At 72.1% G+C, this 16,397-nt stretch carries 16 protein-coding genes; 10 read left to right on the top strand and 6 right to left on the bottom strand.

Annotation, left to right across the window (positions count from 1 at the left end; translation table 11 throughout):
- Positions 1–4 precede the first annotated feature (4 nt).
- From OG435_RS12035 to OG435_RS12025, 3 genes are all read left to right on the top strand, one after another.
- Entirely contained in the window at positions 5–124 is a 120-nt protein-coding gene (locus tag OG435_RS12035; protein WP_266876817.1) for an SGM_5486 family transporter-associated protein, read from the top strand.
- Positions 125–273: 149 nt separating this feature from the next.
- Positions 274–504, top strand: a complete 231-nt coding sequence (locus OG435_RS12030) for a hypothetical protein (protein ID WP_266876816.1) — start codon at positions 274–276, stop codon at positions 502–504.
- A gap of 129 nt (positions 505–633) precedes the next feature.
- Positions 634–1,152, top strand: a complete 519-nt coding sequence (locus OG435_RS12025; protein WP_266876815.1) for a SixA phosphatase family protein — start codon at positions 634–636, stop codon at positions 1,150–1,152.
- Between the two features lie 109 nt (positions 1,153–1,261).
- Here the strand turns inward: OG435_RS12025 and serB are convergent, their stop codons facing one another.
- Both serB and OG435_RS12015 read right to left on the bottom strand, forming a co-directional pair.
- Positions 1,262–2,461, bottom strand: coding sequence for a phosphoserine phosphatase SerB (gene serB / locus OG435_RS12020; RefSeq protein ID WP_266876814.1), 1,200 nt, complete (start codon positions 2,459–2,461; stop codon positions 1,262–1,264).
- Between the two features lie 66 nt (positions 2,462–2,527).
- Positions 2,528–4,099, bottom strand: coding sequence for a glycosyltransferase family 39 protein (locus tag OG435_RS12015; RefSeq protein ID WP_266876813.1), 1,572 nt, complete (start codon positions 4,097–4,099; stop codon positions 2,528–2,530).
- 352 nt (positions 4,100–4,451) lie between these two features.
- On the opposite strand from OG435_RS12015, the gene OG435_RS12010 reads away from it, so the two are divergent.
- Positions 4,452–6,983, top strand: a complete 2,532-nt coding sequence (locus OG435_RS12010; RefSeq protein WP_430625615.1) for an FHA domain-containing protein — start codon at positions 4,452–4,454, stop codon at positions 6,981–6,983.
- A gap of 123 nt (positions 6,984–7,106) precedes the next feature.
- Here OG435_RS12010 and OG435_RS12005 read toward each other — a convergent pair whose 3' ends face one another.
- From OG435_RS12005 to OG435_RS11995, 3 genes are all read right to left on the bottom strand, one after another.
- Positions 7,107–7,811, bottom strand: a complete 705-nt coding sequence (locus OG435_RS12005; protein WP_266876812.1) for a transglycosylase SLT domain-containing protein — start codon at positions 7,809–7,811, stop codon at positions 7,107–7,109.
- A gap of 295 nt (positions 7,812–8,106) precedes the next feature.
- On the bottom strand, positions 8,107–9,243 hold the full coding sequence (locus tag OG435_RS12000; protein WP_266876811.1) for an S-adenosylmethionine:tRNA ribosyltransferase-isomerase: 1,137 nt from the start codon (positions 9,241–9,243) through the stop codon (positions 8,107–8,109).
- A complete protein-coding gene (locus OG435_RS11995) occupies positions 9,240–9,941 on the bottom strand; it encodes an SDR family NAD(P)-dependent oxidoreductase (RefSeq protein WP_266876810.1) in 702 nt (233 codons plus the stop codon). Before OG435_RS11995 ends, OG435_RS12000 begins: the two co-directional genes overlap by 4 nt.
- 307 nt (positions 9,942–10,248) lie before the next feature.
- Here OG435_RS11995 and OG435_RS11990 point away from each other — a divergent pair, with 307 nt between their 5' ends.
- The 3 genes from OG435_RS11990 (at position 10,249) to OG435_RS11980 (ending at position 12,441) form a co-directional block, all read left to right on the top strand.
- Positions 10,249–11,415 (top strand): GAF domain-containing sensor histidine kinase, encoded by a 1,167-nt coding sequence (locus tag OG435_RS11990; protein ID WP_266876809.1) that lies wholly within the window; start codon positions 10,249–10,251, stop codon positions 11,413–11,415.
- Positions 11,408–12,067, top strand: coding sequence for a response regulator (locus OG435_RS11985; protein ID WP_266876808.1), 660 nt, complete (start codon positions 11,408–11,410; stop codon positions 12,065–12,067). Before OG435_RS11990 ends, OG435_RS11985 begins: the two co-directional genes overlap by 8 nt.
- A 128-nt stretch (positions 12,068–12,195) precedes the next feature.
- Entirely contained in the window at positions 12,196–12,441 is a 246-nt protein-coding gene (locus OG435_RS11980; RefSeq protein ID WP_243338617.1) for a chaplin, read from the top strand.
- Between the two features lie 480 nt (positions 12,442–12,921).
- On the opposite strand, the gene OG435_RS11975 is transcribed toward OG435_RS11980, so the two are convergent.
- Complete coding sequence (locus OG435_RS11975; RefSeq protein WP_266876807.1) at positions 12,922–13,701, bottom strand: hypothetical protein; 780 nt, start codon at positions 13,699–13,701, stop codon at positions 12,922–12,924.
- 141 nt (positions 13,702–13,842) lie between these two features.
- Between OG435_RS11975 and OG435_RS11970 the strand changes: the two genes are divergently transcribed.
- The 3 genes from OG435_RS11970 (at position 13,843) to OG435_RS11960 (ending at position 16,312) form a co-directional block, all read left to right on the top strand.
- Positions 13,843–14,637, top strand: coding sequence for an ABC transporter ATP-binding protein (locus OG435_RS11970; protein ID WP_266876806.1), 795 nt, complete (start codon positions 13,843–13,845; stop codon positions 14,635–14,637).
- 84 nt (positions 14,638–14,721) lie between these two features.
- The gene (locus tag OG435_RS11965) at positions 14,722–15,153 is read left to right on the top strand and encodes an NfeD family protein (RefSeq protein WP_266876805.1); all 432 of its coding nucleotides are present in this window, start codon (positions 14,722–14,724) and stop codon (positions 15,151–15,153) included.
- Positions 15,154–15,307: 154 nt separating this feature from the next.
- The gene (locus tag OG435_RS11960) at positions 15,308–16,312 is read left to right on the top strand and encodes an SPFH domain-containing protein (RefSeq protein ID WP_266876804.1); all 1,005 of its coding nucleotides are present in this window, start codon (positions 15,308–15,310) and stop codon (positions 16,310–16,312) included.
- The last annotated feature ends 85 nt before the right edge of the window (positions 16,313–16,397 follow it).

Raw genomic sequence — 16,397 nt, 5'->3', positions numbered from 1 at the left:
CGGCATGTCGCCCGTACTTGAACCGAACCCCCAGAACGGCCACCGCAAGCTCGGCCTCGTGCTGGGCGCGATGCTGCTGGTGACCGTGGTCATCGCCGTCGTCGCCACCCTCGCCTCGCCGTAGCGGCGTCCCGGGGGTGGGGTTAACCCCCCGACCCCTAGGGGGTCAGGCTCAGGGACATCTGGGGTGCGTCCCGGATGGGAACCGCCTGCTCGAATCCTTAGATTCGAAGAGCAAGAGCGAGCCCGTCCGACGCACCCACGGAGGCGGCCATGTCGGCCCCCACACACCCGGTCCCCGCACCCCTGGCCCCCCGCCGCCCGTCCGCCCCCCGCACCGCCATGGCCGAGGCCCGGCTGCCCTGGTGGGGGCTGGCCCTGCCCGCCCTCGCCTTCGGCCTCCTGCTCATACTCCTCGCCGGATCCGGCCAGGCCCACGCGGCCTCCGGCGACGGCTCCGTGCTCGTCCACGTCACCGAACGGCTGCTGAGCGCCGTCGGCTGACGGGGCGCCAGCCTCGGGGAGCCCGTCCGCGCGGCCGCGCGCCGGGGTGCGCCCCACACCCGCCACACCTGCGGGGGACCCTCTCAACACCCTGCGCCCCGTGGCTCGATTCATGCGAAGCTGGGAGTCATGAGCGCCGACACACCCCGCAGGATCGTCCTCCTCCGGCACGCCAAGGCCGAATGGTCGGACGGCACGGACCACGACCGCCCCCTCGCGGAGCGCGGCCGTCACGACGCCCCGGCCGCGGGCCAGAAACTGGCCCATACCGGCATCACCTTCGACCTGGCCCTCTGCTCCAGTGCGGCCCGGACCAGGGAGACCTGGAAGCTGGCCGTCCAGGAGCTGCCGCACCGGCCGAAGACCACGTACGAGGAACGGCTCTACGAGGCCTCGCTGGGCGAGCTCATCGCCCTGGTCAACGAGACCTCCGACGAGGTGAAGAACCTCCTCGTCATCGGCCACAACCCCGGCATGCACGCCCTGGCCGACGCCCTCGCCGGGAGCGCGCAGGGCGACGTACTCGCCCGGATGAACCGCAGCGGCTTCCCGACCTCCGGCATCGCCGTCGTCTCCTTCACCGGCTCGTGGAAGTCCGTGGAACACGGCGTGGGCACCCTGCTGGACTTCTGGACCCCGCACAGCTGACGCGCTCGCCCCGCCGACCACACCGACCACGCCGAAGCGGCGGGCCCCGGCACTGTCGAAGTGCCGGGGCCCGCCGCCTCTGGGCCTCGTGGAAGGCCGGACGTCCTCGTCACGCCAGGTCGGCGGCCTCGACCTCTTCGCGGGTGATCCCGAGCAGGTAGAGCACGGCGTCCAGGAAGGGCACGTTCACCGCGGTGTGCGCGGCCTGGCGGACCACCGGCTTGGCGCAGAAGGCCACGCCCAGCCCGGCGGCGTTCAGCATGTCCAGATCGTTGGCACCGTCACCGATGGCCACCGTCTGGGCCAGCGGTACGCCGGCCTCCGCGGCGAAGCGGCGCAGCAGCCGGGCCTTGCCGGCCCGGTCCACGATCTCGCCGATGACCTTGCCCGTCAGCTTTCCGTCGACGATCTCCAGGGTGTTGGCGGAGGCGAAGTCCAGCCCGAGCCGTTCCCGCAGATCGTCCGTCACCTGCGTGAACCCGCCGGAGACCACGCCCACCTGGTACCCCAGGCGCTTGAGCGTACGGATCAGGGTCCGGGCACCCGGAGTGAGACGCACCTCGGAGCGGACCTTCTCCACCACGGATTCGTCCAGCCCGGCCAGCAGTGCGACCCGGGCGTGCAGGGACTGCTCGAAGTCCAGCTCCCCGCGCATGGCCCGCTCGGTCACCTCGGCGACCTCGGCCTCGCAGCCGGCGTGCGCGGCGAAGAGCTCGATGACCTCGTCCTGGATCAGGGTCGAGTCCACGTCCATGACGACGAGGCGCTGGGCCCGCCGGTGCAGCCCGGCCGAGACCACGGCCACGTCGACGCCGATCTGCGCGGCGGCGGTGGCCAGCGCCGTGCGCAGCGGCTCGGTCTCGGTGCCGGAGACGGCGAACTCCACGGCCGTCACCGGATACTTCGCGAGCCGGAAGATGCGGTCGATGTTGCCGCCGGTCGAGGTGATCCGCGCGGCGATGGCGGCCGTGGACTCGGCGGTGAGCGGATGCCCGAGCACGGTGACGTGCGAACGGCCACTGCCGCGCGGCCGGTTGTCACCGGTGCCGGAGAGGATCTCGGCCTGCAGCTTGAGGGACTCGGCCCAGCTGTGGACGGTGGCCCGCAGCTCGCCCTCGGTGCCGGCGGCCGGGTGGGTGACGAGGGCGCACAGGACGATGCGGCCTCGGGTGACGACCTGCTCGATGTCGACGACGTCGACGGAGTAGGCGGCGAGGGTGTCGAACAGCCCGGCGGTGATCCCGGGACGGTCCTTGCCGAAGATCTTGACGAGGAGGGTGGGGACGTCGGAGGTCTGCGAAGCGCTCATGGTGCCCTCACCGTATCTTCCCCGCCCCCGGCTCAGGACCCCCGTCCCACCCTCCGGGACCGGATGTCAGCGGTGCACGAGCAGGGCGACGGAAATGCCCGAGACCTGCCGGTAGCTCTTCTGCACGTACCGGTCCTGGAGGGCCTTGGCGTAGGGGGGCGGAAGCGTCGTGAAGGGGTCGCCGCCGTCGTCCTTGGAGACCAGCCAGATCCGCGGCGGTGCGACGGTGTCCAGCGTCTTAGCGGGGTCGGGGGACAGGGTCGGCCACAGGTCGTCGAGCTGTTCGCCGCTCTGGCCCAGCAGCATGTCCCGCAGGCGGACGCGCGGCGGCAGGTAGTACCCGACGCCGGTGTCCACGCCCCACCACGGGGAGAACTGCTGCTGCCCGTAGGCCGCCGCGTCGCCCGGCCGGTAGCCCGCCGCGACGATCCCCGCCGCCGCCCGGTAGTCCAGCGGCGTGAACCAGGTGACCGGCTCGGGGTAGGTGTACGCGCCGTGCGAGAGCGGCTGGTGCACCGCCACGTGGTCCGGGGTGACCATCGCCGTCACCGCCAGCAGCGCCACCACCACCCCGCGCACCCGGACCAGCGCGATGCCGGCGCCGGCCAGCACCGCCCACGCCGGCAGGACGAAGAACAGGTACTTCGGCATGAAGTAGGAGACGTCGGCCCGCTGCGAGATCGTCCACACCGTGACCACCGGCAGCACCGCCGCGACCGTGCCGAAGACCAGCGACCGCCTGCGCTCGCCGCCCCAGGCGAGCGCGGCGGCCAGGAACAGCACCGCCGCCATCGGGGCGCTGGCGAAGACCTGCGGCCAGATTCCGATCAGGTCGCCCGGCTGCGGCTTGGGTATCCACCCGATCTGCCGGCCCGCCTGCCCCCCGCCCAGCTTGATCAGCGGATAGGTGCAGGCCACGCCCAGTCCCGCCGCCAGGACGAAGCCGACGGGGATCCGCCACTGGCTCCGCTCCTTCCACCAGTGCAGGGCGACCCCGACCGCGTGCGCGCAGAGGAAGACCAGCGACACCAGGTGGAGGTAGCCGGCGGCCGCCACCGCGGCCCCGTAGCAGAGCCAGCGCACCGGGCCGGGCCGTTCCAGGGCTCGCAGCAGCAGGAGCATCGCCGCTGCCGCGAGCAGCACCACGAAGGCGTACGAGCGGGCCTCCTGCGCGTACCGGGTGACGGCCGGGATCAGCGCGAACAGGAGGCCGGCGGTCAGTCCGGCGCGCGCACCGAACATCCGCCGGCCGGCCAGTGCCGCACAGGCGGCCGCAGCGGCCATCGCCAGCACGGTGGGGAGCCGCAGCATCGCGGGGGAGTCCCCGAAGAGGTCGATCCAGTAGTGCAGCAGCAGGTAGTAGGCGCCGTGCACGGCGTCCACGTTCTGGAGCATGTCCAGCAGCGCGCCCCGGGGACGGCGGACCACCGTGAGGGTGGCCAGCTCGTCGTGCCACAGCACCGGGGTGCTGATCCGGTACAGGCCGGCGGCGAGGGTCGCCAGCGCGGGCAGCAGCCAGACCAGCGCGGCCGCCGGCCGCTCCCGCAGTGCCCGACGGGCTCTGAGGGCGGACCTCCGGGGGCCGAGCGGTGGGGGGCGCTCGGTCTCGGGCCTCGCGGCGTGGTCTGTACGCGTCATTGCAGTCCTGGGGGTGGAGCGGTGGCGTGGGGGGAGCGGACATCCATTGTCCGATAACCATTCTGTCGGGATCGGCGAGCGTACGCCGAAACGGGTCGTCCGGCTGTCAGGGACGTCTCACCGGGTGGACCTGTCCGCACCCGATGGCGCGGTCCGGCCCGTACACAGGTGAGAAGTCCCTTATCGCACCCTCCGGGTGTCTTTCGACCCCCGCCCGCCGATCCTTTCGGCACCCCCGGCGGGGCCGGATTCCCCTTGTGGCCGTGCGCCTGAAATAGTTCCCACGGATGTTCGCCATCCCTAGACTCCCTGACGTCATGGGGGATTCTCGGGGGACTTAAGTGGGGCTGGAGTGCCGGAACTCGTACTGGAATTGAATGGAAGGACCTGGACGCTCGATCCGTCCAGGTCGTACTCGCTGGGGCGCGATCCCCAGGGAGACGTGGTGATCGATGATGCCCGGGTGTCGTGGCGGCACGCCACCATCGCCTGGAACGGGCAAGGTTGGGGAATCGAGGACCACGGCAGCACCAACGGCACGTACGTGCGCGGGGCGCGTGTCCAGCAGGCCGAGCTCGTACCCGGCACGCCGGTGCACCTCGGCAACGCCACCGACGGGCCGAGGCTGAACCCCGTCGCCGGCGCGGCCGCCCCGGCGCCGCAGCCGGCCGTGGCGCAGCAGGCGTACGCGCAGCAGCCGCAGGCGCAGCAGGCGCAGCCGCAAGCCTGGGAGCGGCAGGTCCAGCAGGCTCCGCCGTTCCCGCAGCAGCAGGCCCAGCAGGCCCATCAGCCGCACCAGGCACAGCCGTTCCCGCAGCAGCAGCACCAGCCGCAGCAGCAGGGCGGCGGCGGTACCCCGGGCTACGGCGACCACCGCAGCCCGACGACGTTCCACCAGCTCGCGCTGGGCCACGTCATGCGCATCGGCCGTGCGCTGGAGAACGAGCTGGTGGTCTCCGACCTCCAGGTCTCCCGCCACCACGCCGAGTTCCACTCGATGCCGGGCGGCCGCTTCGAGATCCGCGACCTCGGCAGCCACAACGGCACCTACGTCAACGGCCAGCCGCTGGCGAAGTCGGGTACCGCGCTGCTCGGCCCGAACGACATCGTCGGCGTCGGCCACTCGACCTTCCGGATCGTCGGCGACCGCCTCGAGGAGTTCGTCGACACCGGTGACGTCTCCTTCTCGGCCCGCCACCTCACGGTCACGGTCGACGGTGGCAAGCAGATCCTCAAGGACGTCACCTTCGGCGTCCCCGAGAAGTCCCTGATCGGCGTCATCGGCCCCTCCGGCTCCGGCAAGTCGACGCTCCTCAAGGCGCTGACCGGCTACCGCCCGGCCAACGAGGGCGACGTCCTCTACGACAACCGCAACCTGTACAAGCAGTTCGCGGAGCTCCGCCAGCGCATCGGCCTGGTCCCGCAGGACGACATCCTGCACAAGGAGCTGAAGGTCAGCACCGCCCTCAAGTACGCGGCCAAGCTCCGCTTCCCGGGCGACACCGCCGAGTCCGAGCGCGCCGCCCGCATCAACGAGGTGCTGCGCGAGCTCAAGCTCGACATCCACAAGGACAAGAAGATCACCTCGCTCTCGGGCGGCCAGCGCAAGCGCGTGTCCGTGGCCCTGGAGCTGCTGACCAAGCCCTCGCTGATCTTCCTGGACGAGCCCACCTCGGGCCTCGACCCGGGCATGGACCGCGACGTCATGCAGCTGCTGCGCGGCCTCGCCGACGACGGCCGCACGGTCCTCGTCGTCACGCACTCGGTCGCCGAGCTGGCCATCTGCGACAAGCTGCTGGTCATGGCTCCGGGCGGTTCGGTCGCCTACTTCGGCCCGCCGGACGAGGCGCTGAACTTCTTCGGCTACTCCACCTGGGCCGACGTCTTCTCCGCCTTCGAGAGCTACCGCGACTACGACTGGGCCGGCCGCTGGAAGGGCTCGCAGCACTACCAGCTCTACGCCGCCGACATCGACGCGGTCGCCCCCCAGTCGGTGCAGCCCGCCGTGCAGCAGACCCGGCCGCCGAAGCCGCAGGGCTGGGGCTCCCAGCTCTGGACCCTGATGCGCCGCTACATGTCGGTCATCGCGTCCGACAAGGGCTTCATCGGTCTGATGCTGATCCTCCCGGCGGTCCTCGGCGTGGTCTCCGTCGTCATCCCCGCGAAGTTCGGACTCGCGCCGCCCGTGGCGCCGTCCCGCTTCAACGGCGACGCCGGCACGATCATGCTGATCCTCGCGGTCGGCATGTGCTTCTCGGGCGCCGCGAACTCGGTCCGCGAGCTGATCAAGGAACGCGTGATCTACGAGCGCGAGCGCGCGACCGGCCTGTCCCGGTCGGCGTACCTCGCCTCGAAGGTGATCGTCCTCGGGTTCATCACGGCCATCCAGGGCGTGATCATCTGTGCGATCGGCTTCTACCCGCGCGACCTGCCCGCCGAGGGTCTGCTGATGCCGCCGGCCGTGGAGATCTGCCTGTCGGTCATCGCGCTCGGCTTCACGTCCATGATGTTCGGCCTGGTGATCTCCTCGCTGGTGAAGACCGCCGAGAAGACCATGCCGCTGCTCGTCATGTTCGCGATCGTCCAGGTCGTCTTCACCGGCATCCTCTTCCAGGTCTACGACTCTCCGGGCCTGGAGCAGTTCGCCTGGCTGATGCCGTCGCGCTGGGCGATCGCCGCCGCCGGCACCACGCTGAACCTCGGCGTGCTCATGCCGCCGTGGGACGCGGAGAACCCGACCAACACCGACCCGCTCTGGGACGCCACGGCCGGGCAGTGGGGCCTGAACATCACCATCCTGCTGCTCCTCGGCGTCGCGTGCGGCTTCGCCGTCCAGCGTCTGCTGCGCCGCCACGAGCCCGAGGTCATGCGCGCGGGCAAGTAACGCGCGGGCAAGTAACGCGCGAGCGGGTAAGCGGCATGTGGTCGCGCACGAACGCCTCAGGGCGGCTCCGGAACACCGGGGCCGCCCTGAGGCGCATGGGGGGCTTGGAAGGACGCCAGGGGCCTAGTAGGCGCTGTTGACGTTGTCCATGGAGCCGTAGCGGTCGGCCGCGTAGTTGCAGGCCGCGACGATGTTGGCGACCGGGTCGTACTGGTCGAACTTGGTGCCCTTGACGTGGTACGCCTTGAAGGTCGGGGCGATGACCTGGAGTAGACCCTTGCTGGGGATGCCGTTCTGGGCGTTGATGTCCCAGTTGTTGATCGCCAGCGGGTTACCGCTGGACTCGCGCATGATGTTCTTGTGGATCCCGGCGTAGGTGCCCGGAATGCCCTCCTTCTTCATGATGAAGAGGGCTTCCTTGATCCAGCCGTCCAGGTTGTTCGCGAAGACCGGCGCACGGGTCGCGGAACGGCTGGCGGCCGCCTTCTGCTCGCGGTCCTTCTTGGCGTCCGCCTCGGCCTTGGCCTTGGCGGCTGTGTCCTTGGCGTCCTTCGCGGCCTTGGCGTCCTTCGCGACCTTGGCCTGCTGGTCCGCGACGACCTGCTGAACGGTGAGGTGCTGCTGCATGGCCTGCGTCTGCGCGCCGTCGACGACCTTGGACCAGGCGACGGGGGCGGCGACGACCGTCTGCGTCTCGGCGGCGTTGGCCGGCACGAGGGAGAAGGCGAGGGCGGCGGCGCCCAGGGTGGCTGCACCGGCGATGGAAAGCTTGTGCGCCTTCGTCATCGTCAGACGACGACTGTGGCCGGGAGTGCTGGTCTCGGTCATGCGTAGCAACCTCTTCGAATAGCGGGGGCCGCAGGAAAGCGCCTGCCGGATCCGAGATCCGCGGCGCTGTGCGGCGAGAGCAATTCTTAGCGGTGGCAAAAACCTGTGGCAAAGGTGTGACGTACGATCCCGCTTAGTGGATCAGGGGCTGCGGCCGAGCCCCGATTTCGGGGCTCGGCGCATGCGAGGCCAGTGCTAACGCCGCCCTTACTCGTCCACTAGGGAGCTTCGTAAGTGATGTGCGTCCTATGCGCGGGCTCACATCGGGCACGTATCAATCTCACCAACCGTTGCGTCAGCAATCCACTCCGTGACCGTTCTCATCCTTGAGTAGCAGATGCACGTCCCCGAACTCATGCCAGAGGCACAGGTTCGCTACAGCTGAGGCGTACCCGCGGCGTACGGCCTCCCGTCCGGCCACCGCCTCCAGCATCAGCAGGTGCGAGGCCTCGGGCTCGTGCAGCCCGGTCAGCAGCCCGTCCACCACCCGCACCCCGCGCTCCGGCGTCACGACCAGGCCGGTCCAGCCCCCGGCGGCCCGCACCACCCCGTCCCCGTCTGCGGCCGACTCGAGCGCCCGCACCGCCGTGGTCCCCACACCGATCACCCGCCCGCCCGTCGCCTTCGCCGCGTTCACCAGCCGGGCCGTGGCCGCGGGCACCTCGTACCGCTCCGGGTACGGCGGCTCGTGCGCCTCCTGCGAGGCCACCCCCGTGTGCAGGGTCAGCGGGGCGAACCGCACCCCCCGGCGCACCAGCTCCGCCACCAGCTCCGTAGTGAAGGGCCGGCCCGCGCTCGGCATCTCCGCCGAACCCGCCCCGTCGGCCCGCGGCACCGCGAAGACCGTCTGGTACGCCGACAGCGGCTGGTCCCGCTCCGTGTAGCCGTACCGGATCGGCCGCCCGTACGAGCCCAGCAGCGCCGGCACCTCCTGCGGACGCCCCCGCGGCGGCTCGGGCCGCGCCCACCACAGCCGGTCCGCCCCCGGAACCAGCGGCTCCTCGCATGTCAGGCGCCATCCGCCCGGCAGCTCCACGACGGCCCCGGCGGGCCCGCCGGCCCGGGGCCGGGTCGTCCCGCCCCCGGCCCCGGCCCGGTCCCGCTCCCGGAGCTCCACCGCCCAGCGGCCGTCGTCCCCGCGCGTGGAGAAGTGCACGACGATCTCCTCGCCGCCGAGCCGCCCGTCCACGGCCGCCGCCAGCGTCATCGAGGTGTTCACCGCCAGTACGTCCCCCGCGTGCAGCAGCCCCGGCAGCTCCCGGAAGGCGCGCAGCGACACCTCCGAGGCCCCCTTCGAGACCAGCAGCCGCACCGAGTCCCGCCCCCGGCCCGGCCCCCGCTGCTCGGCGGGAACCCGGGCCGCAAGACCCGGCGGAATGTCCTTTATGTACAGTCCCTTTTCCCGTACTCCCCGGGCGCCGTTCCCGTTCACCGCTCCACCCCCGCCAGACCCCGCGCCGTGTACCGGCCGCTCGGCAGCCCCTCCGCCACCAGCCTGAGCAGCAGCGGAGCCACCTCCTCCGGTCCCGGTATCCCCGACAGGTCCTCCCCGGGTTCGGCGGCCGCCATCATCCGCGTCCGCATCGAGCCCGGATCCGCCCACCACACGCGCAGCCCCGGCTCCTCCACGGCCAGGACCGCCGACATCAGGTCCCCCGCCGCCTTGGTCGCCCCGTAGGCCCCCCAGGTCCCGTACGCCACCACCGCCGCGTCCGAGCTGATGTTCAGCACCGCCCCGGCGGCCGCCGCCCGCAGCAGCGGCAGTGCCTCCTGGACCAGCCCCAGCGGGGCCACCACATTCACCTCGAACGCCTCGCGCAGACCGTCCAGCGGGTGCACCGCCAGCGGCACCAGCGGCTCCGCGCCCAGCACGCCCGCGTTGTTCACCAGCAGGTCCAGCCGGCCCAGCGCCCGAGCCGCCGCCACCAGCTCCGCCCGGTGCGCCGCCGAGGACACGTCCCCCGCCACCACCGTGACCCGCGCCCCCGAGGCCCGCAGAGCCTCCCCGGCCTCCGCCAGCGGACCCGCGCCCCGCGCGCTCAGCACCAGGTCCCAGCCCCGGGCCGCCAGCTCCCCGGCCACCGCCCGGCCCAGCCCCCTCGACGCCCCCGTCACCACCGCCACCGACATGACCGCACCCTCGCCTTCCGAACCGCCCTGCAGATGCCTCCAACGTAGGAACCCGGCGGCCCCCGCCGCCTCGGCCGGCGGGAGCACCCCGCCAGGTCCCTTCGTCCTAGGCCGAGGCCTACGCCACGACCCGGCCGAGGCCTACGCCACGACCCGGCCGAGGCCTACGCCACGACCCGGCCGAGGCCTACGCCACGACCCGGCCGAGGCCTACGCCACGACCCGGCCGAGGCCTACGCCACCACCGGCCCGGACCTACGCCCCGGGCCCGATCCGCCCGACCGGGCGCCGCGAGTACCGTGAGGCCATGCACCCCGGACCCCGAGCCCCCCGCGGCGGCGGCCTGGCCGCCGTGAGCACCGCGCTGCTCGCCATGAGCCGCCGGCTGGAGGTCCGCGACGTGCTGCGCACGATCGTCGCCTCGGCCCGAGAGCTGCTCGACGCCGAGTACGCGGCGCTGGGCGTCCCGGACGACCACGGCGGCTTCGCCCAGTTCGTCGTGGACGGCGTCAGCGAGGAGCAGTGGCGCGCGATCGGCCCGCTGCCCCGCCAGCACGGCATCCTCGCCGCGATGCTCCACCAGGACGGCCCCGAGCGGCTGGCCGACGTACGCAAGGACCCCCGCTTCGAGGGCTGGCCCGCCGCCCACCCGGCCATGTCCGACTTCCTCGGGCTGCCCATCAGGGACGGCGAGGAGACCCTCGGCGCGCTCTTCCTCGCGAACAAGCGAAGCGCCCCGGGCGGCGGCGCCCCGGCCGACGGGTTCACCGACGAGGACGAGGAGCTCCTCTCCCTCCTCGCCCAGCACGCCGCGATCGCCCTCACCAACGCCCGCCTCTACGAGCGCAGCCGCGAGCTGACCATCGCCGAGGAGCGCTCCCGCCTGGCCCACGAGCTGCACGACGCGGTCAGCCAGAAGCTCTTCTCGCTGCGTCTCACCGCGCAAGCCGCCGCCGCCCTGGTCGACCGCGACCCGGCCCGCGCCAAGGACGAGCTCCAGCAGGTCGCCGCCCTCGCGGCCGAGGCCGCCGACGAACTGCGCGCGGCCGTCACCGAGCTCCGCCCCGCCGCCCTGGACGAGGACGGCCTGATCGCCACCCTCCGCAACCAGGTCCGGGTCCTGGACCGGGCCCACGCCGCGCACGTCACCTTCACCTGTGACGGAGTACGGGCCCTGCCCGCGGCCCAGGAGGAGGCGGTCCTGCGCGTGGCCCAGGAGGCCCTGCACAACGCACTGCGCCACTCCGAGGGCGAGCGGATCGAGGTCACCCTGACCCGCGGCGGGACCGGGGGAGCCCTGCTCCGGGTGACCGACGACGGAACCGGCTTCTCCCCTCCCACCGTCCGCCGGGCCGGCCGGCACCTCGGCCTGGTCTCCATGCGGGACCGGGCCGCCGGCGTGGGCGGCCGGCTCACCGTACGGTCCGAGCCCGGCACCGGCACCACGATCGAACTGGAGGTACCCGGTGGCTGACACGCCGGGCCGTAGCGGCCGCGTCAGGGTATTGCTGGTGGACGACCACCAGGTGGTCCGCCGGGGCCTGCGCACCTTCCTGGAGGTCCAGGACGACATCGAGGTGGTCGGCGAGGCCGCCGACGGCGACGAGGGCATCGAACGCGCCGAGGAACTGCACCCCGACGTCATCCTGATGGACATCAAGATGCCGGGCACCGACGGCATCGAGGCCCTGCGCAGACTGCGCACGCTGGCGAACCCGGCGCGCGTGCTGATCGTCACCAGCTTCACAGAGCAGCGCACGGTGGTCCCGGCCCTGCGCGCGGGCGCGGCCGGCTACGTGTACAAGGACATCGACCCCGACGCCCTCGCCGCCGCCATCCGCTCGGTGCACGCGGGACACGTCCTCCTCCAGCCGGAGGTCGCCGGAGCCCTGCTGGCCGAGGAGGGCCCCGGCCCGTCGTCCGGCCGCGGCGGCAATCTGACGGACCGCGAGCGCGAGGTGCTGAACCACATAGCGGACGGGCGCTCGAACCGGGAGATCGCCCGGGCGCTCGTCCTGTCGGAGAAGACGGTCAAGACGCACGTATCGAACATCCTGATGAAGCTGGACCTCGCGGACCGTACGCAGGCCGCGTTGTGGGCGGTCAGGCACGGCATCGCGCGGTAACCCACGGGGGCGATGATTCATCCGCTCGGGTGTATGTAGCCCACATGGCGCATCCCGTTCGTCGGATGAGCGTTCTTCATGACGTGCCGCGGCGGCTGGCCGCGGCAGACGTACTGGAGGACGAGAACGTGAAGAACTTCAAGAAGGCCACCGCCGTCACCATGATCGCGGGTGGCCTCCTGGCCGCCGGCGCGGGTGTCTCGTCGGCGCACGGCGGTGCGTCGGCGGAGGGCGAGGCCCTGAACTCGCCCGGCGTGGCCGCGGGGAACCAGCTCCAGCTCCCCGTCCACATCCCCGCGAACGTGGTGGGCAACTCGGTCAACGTGATCGGCCTGCTGAACGGCGCCTGGGGCAACACGGGCGTGAACAACTAGCCCGCACCCGTCCTGACGCGGTGCTCGCACCCTTCTTAACGCGGTGCTCGCACTGCTACGCAGGCTTCGCCCCGCTGCGCCGGCCTCCGACCGGCGGGGCAGCCGGGCCCGCACAGCGGCCCCGTACCCGGCCCCGCTTCCCCCCCCCGCACCCTTTCCGATGCTGTGCTCGCACTGCTTCGCAGGCGTCGCACCGCTGTGCCGGACTCCGTCCGGCGTGGCAGTCGGGCGGGCTGAGCGGTGGCGCAGGCAGCGGCAGGGAAACCTCGGCCCCGCTTCCCCCCTCTCCCTGGGAAGCGGGGCCGATCCCGTTCGCGACGCGTCACCGCTCCGCGGGCTTCCCCCGGGGCCTTCTGGCGCAGCCGGCCAGATCCAGCCCCTCCGGCGTTTGAGGAGCGGGGCCGGGGCGGCGCCCCGGAGGCCCGGCGCAGCCGGGGACGCTCGCGCGACGGCGCCGCACCCGGACCCCGCACCGAGCGGCTAGCGCAACCGCTCCTCCACCGCCGAGTTGTACGCCGCGACCAGCGCCCGCCGGGCGACCCGCTCCACCGGACGCAACGCCTCCGCCCGGGCCGCCATCTCCGAGGCGGCCACCGCCGCGCCGTGCCCGCGCTCGGTCGCCAGCGACACCATCAGGTCCACCCGCTGCGCCAGCGAGAGGACCCGTACCGCCCGCGGCGGATACCCCGGCGCCAGCGCGTCCCGCCCGGCCTCCGTCCGCGCCCGGTACGCGGACAGCGCCGCCTCCGCGACCGGCCCGGATCCCGCCACGTCCAGCCGGGTCAGCACCACCGTGGCCTCGCGCAGCGCCTCCGCCAGTTCCCGTTCCGCCTCGCCGAGCGACGGCACGTCCGCCGGCGGGGCCTCCCGTACCGGCAGGCAGTGCCAGGTCACCGACACGTGCACATCACCCGCGGGCCGGGCCTCGCGCACCTCCGGGACCAGCCCGAGCGCCGCACCCACCGCGACGACCGCCTCCTCCGCGTCCAGCGCCCTCGCGTTGAACTCCGGCGGCCCGCTCAGTCCCAGCGGATGCCCCGGCGCCGGGAGCGCGATCCGCAGCCCGGTCACGCCCAGCACCCGCAGCCGGCCCAGCGCCAGGGTCAGACCCACCGGGCCGGATTCCCCGGGAAGCCCCTCCACCCGGTGCACGGCGTCCTCGCCCACGATCGACAGCACGGCTTCGTCGGGCGAGACGAGACCGGCCAGTAGAGCGTTCCCCCAGGCGGCCAGCCGCCCTGAACGCGGTTCGAAAAGCATCCCCCCACTTTACGGACGCCCCCTGTGACCCGGGCCCGCGCCCGGATCCCTCCCCGAGTGGCGTAGGTTTTCCCCTGGGGCTGCGCCCACGGACGGGCGGCGCACAGACGTACCGAGACTGCAAGGGGAGACAACACGCTCATGAGCGATGTTCTGGAGCTGGTGGACGTATCCGTGGTCCGCGAGGGCCGGGCTCTGGTGGACCAGGTCTCCTGGTCGGTCAAGGAGGGGGAGCGCTGGGTGATCCTCGGCCCCAACGGCGCCGGCAAGACCACGCTGCTGAACCTCGCCTCGAGCTACCTCTTCCCCACCACGGGTTCCGCCACCATCCTCGGCAGCACCCTCGGCAAGGTGGACGTCTTCGAGCTGCGCCCCCGCATCGGCATGGCCGGCATCGCGATGGCCGACAAGCTGCCCAGGCGCCAGACCGTGCTGGAGACCGTCCTCACCGCCGCGTACGGCATGACGGCCACCTGGACGGAGGAGTACGAGGAGATCGACGAGCAGCGCGCCCGCGCCTTCCTCGACCGCCTCGGCATGACGCCCTACCTCGACCGGAAGTTCGGCACCCTCTCCGAGGGCGAGCGCAAGCGCACCCTGATCGCCCGCGCGCTGATGACCGACCCCGAGCTGCTGCTGCTCGACGAGCCCGCCGCCGGTCTCGACCTCGGCGGCCGCGAGGACCTCGTACGGCGCCTCGGCCGGCTCGCCCGCGATCCGCTCGCCCCGTCGATGATCATGGTCACGCACCACGTCGAGGAGATCGCCCCCGGCTTCACCCACGTGCTGATGATCCGTCAGGGCAAGGTGGTCGCGGCCGGACCCATCGACCTCGAACTGACTTCCCGCAACCTCTCCCTCTGCTTCGGCCTGCCGCTCGTCGTGGAGCGCAACGACAGCGACCGCTGGACCGCCCAGGGCCTGCCCCTGCGGTAGTCGGCGCGCCCGGCCGCGTCCCGCGCACCAGCCGGGCCTCCCGCACCCTGTCCCGACCGCGCCCACCCGACCTACCATGACCATGTGGACATCGACGCGTGGGTGTGGTGGCTCATCGGCGCGGTCGGACTGGGCATACCCCTCGTCCTGACCGCGATGCCCGAGTTCGGCATGTTCGCCGCCGGAGCGGTGGCGGCCGCCGTCACGGCGGCCCTCGGCGGGGGACCGGTCGCCCAGATCCTGGTCTTCGTGATCGTGTCGGTCGCGCTCCTCGCGGTCGTCCGTCCGATCGCCAACCGGCACCGCAATCAAAAACCCCAACACCGCAGCGGAATCGACGCGTTGAGGGGCCGCAGCGCCGTGGTCCTGGAACGCGTGGACGCGAGCGGCGGGGGCAGGATCAAGCTCGCCGGCGAGATCTGGTCGGCGCGCTCCCTCGATGCGGACATCAGCTTCGAACCGGGCCAGTCCGTCGACGTCGTGGAGATCGACGGGGCGACCGCCGTCGTCATGTGACAGATCATGTGATGGATCATGTGACGGACCAGCAGGTGAGCAACTCCCCTGTGTGCACGCCACATGTGGGCAAGCAGCCGACCCGCGGCCCCGGGGTCTGCGAGACTCCGCTGAACGGGGCAGCACAGACAGCCGGAAGGGCACGGGGAACCGCATGCAACCGATCATCATCGTTCTGATCATTCTGGTGGTTCTGGTCTTCATCGCACTGGTCAAGACGATCCAGGTGATCCCGCAGGCCAGCGCCGCCATCGTCGAACGGTTCGGGCGCTACACCCGCACCCTCAACGCGGGCCTGAACATCGTCGTCCCGTTCATCGACTCGATCCGCAACCGGATCGACCTCCGCGAGCAGGTCGTCCCCTTCCCGCCGCAGCCCGTCATCACCCAGGACAACCTGGTCGTCAACATCGACACGGTCATCTACTACCAGGTGACCGACGCCCGCGCCGCGACGTACGAGGTGGCCAGCTACATCCAGGCCATCGAGCAGCTCACCGTCACCACGCTCCGCAACATCATCGGCGGCATGGACCTCGAGCGGACCCTGACCTCCCGCGAGGAGATCAACGCGGCCCTGCGCGGAGTCCTCGACGAGGCCACCGGCAAGTGGGGCATCCGCGTCAACCGCGTCGAGCTCAAGGCCATCGAGCCGCCGACCTCCATCCAGGACTCGATGGAGAAGCAGATGCGCGCCGACCGCGACAAGCGCGCCGCGATCCTCCAGGCCGAAGGTGTCCGCCAGTCCGAGATCCTGCGCGCCGAGGGCGAGAAGCAGTCCTCCATCCTGCGCGCCGAGGGTGACGCCAAGGCCGCGGCCCTGCGCGCCGAGGGCGAGGCCCAGGCCATCCGTACGGTCTTCGAGTCCATCCACGCCGGCGACGCCGACCAGAAGCTCCTCGCCTACCAGTACCTCCAGATGCTCCCGAAGCTCGCCGAGGGCGATGCCAACAAGCTCTGGATCGTCCCGAGCGAGATCGGCGACGCCCTCAAGGGACTCTCCGGAGCGATGGGCAACTTCGGCCCGATGGGCGCCGCCTCCGGCTTCAACCCGCAGAACGCAGGAAAGGACGGCGGCGGCGCCGGCGGCACCGGCGGAATCCCGGCCGCGCGCGACAAGGACGCCGCGGAACGCCGCGAGCAGCCCCCCATCGACTGAGGGGGCCGTCCCCTCCGGCATGATCAGTGAGGCCCCTCGACCTTCACGGCGGGGAGGCGACTCACTCATGCAAAGGGGACGACCC

The organism is Streptomyces sp. NBC_01264, from assembly GCF_026340675.1.
Classification (GTDB): Bacteria; Actinomycetota; Actinomycetes; order Streptomycetales; family Streptomycetaceae; genus Streptomyces.
Note: the sequence above shows the minus strand (reverse complement) of the source record. Positions and strands in the feature narration are given on the sequence as shown.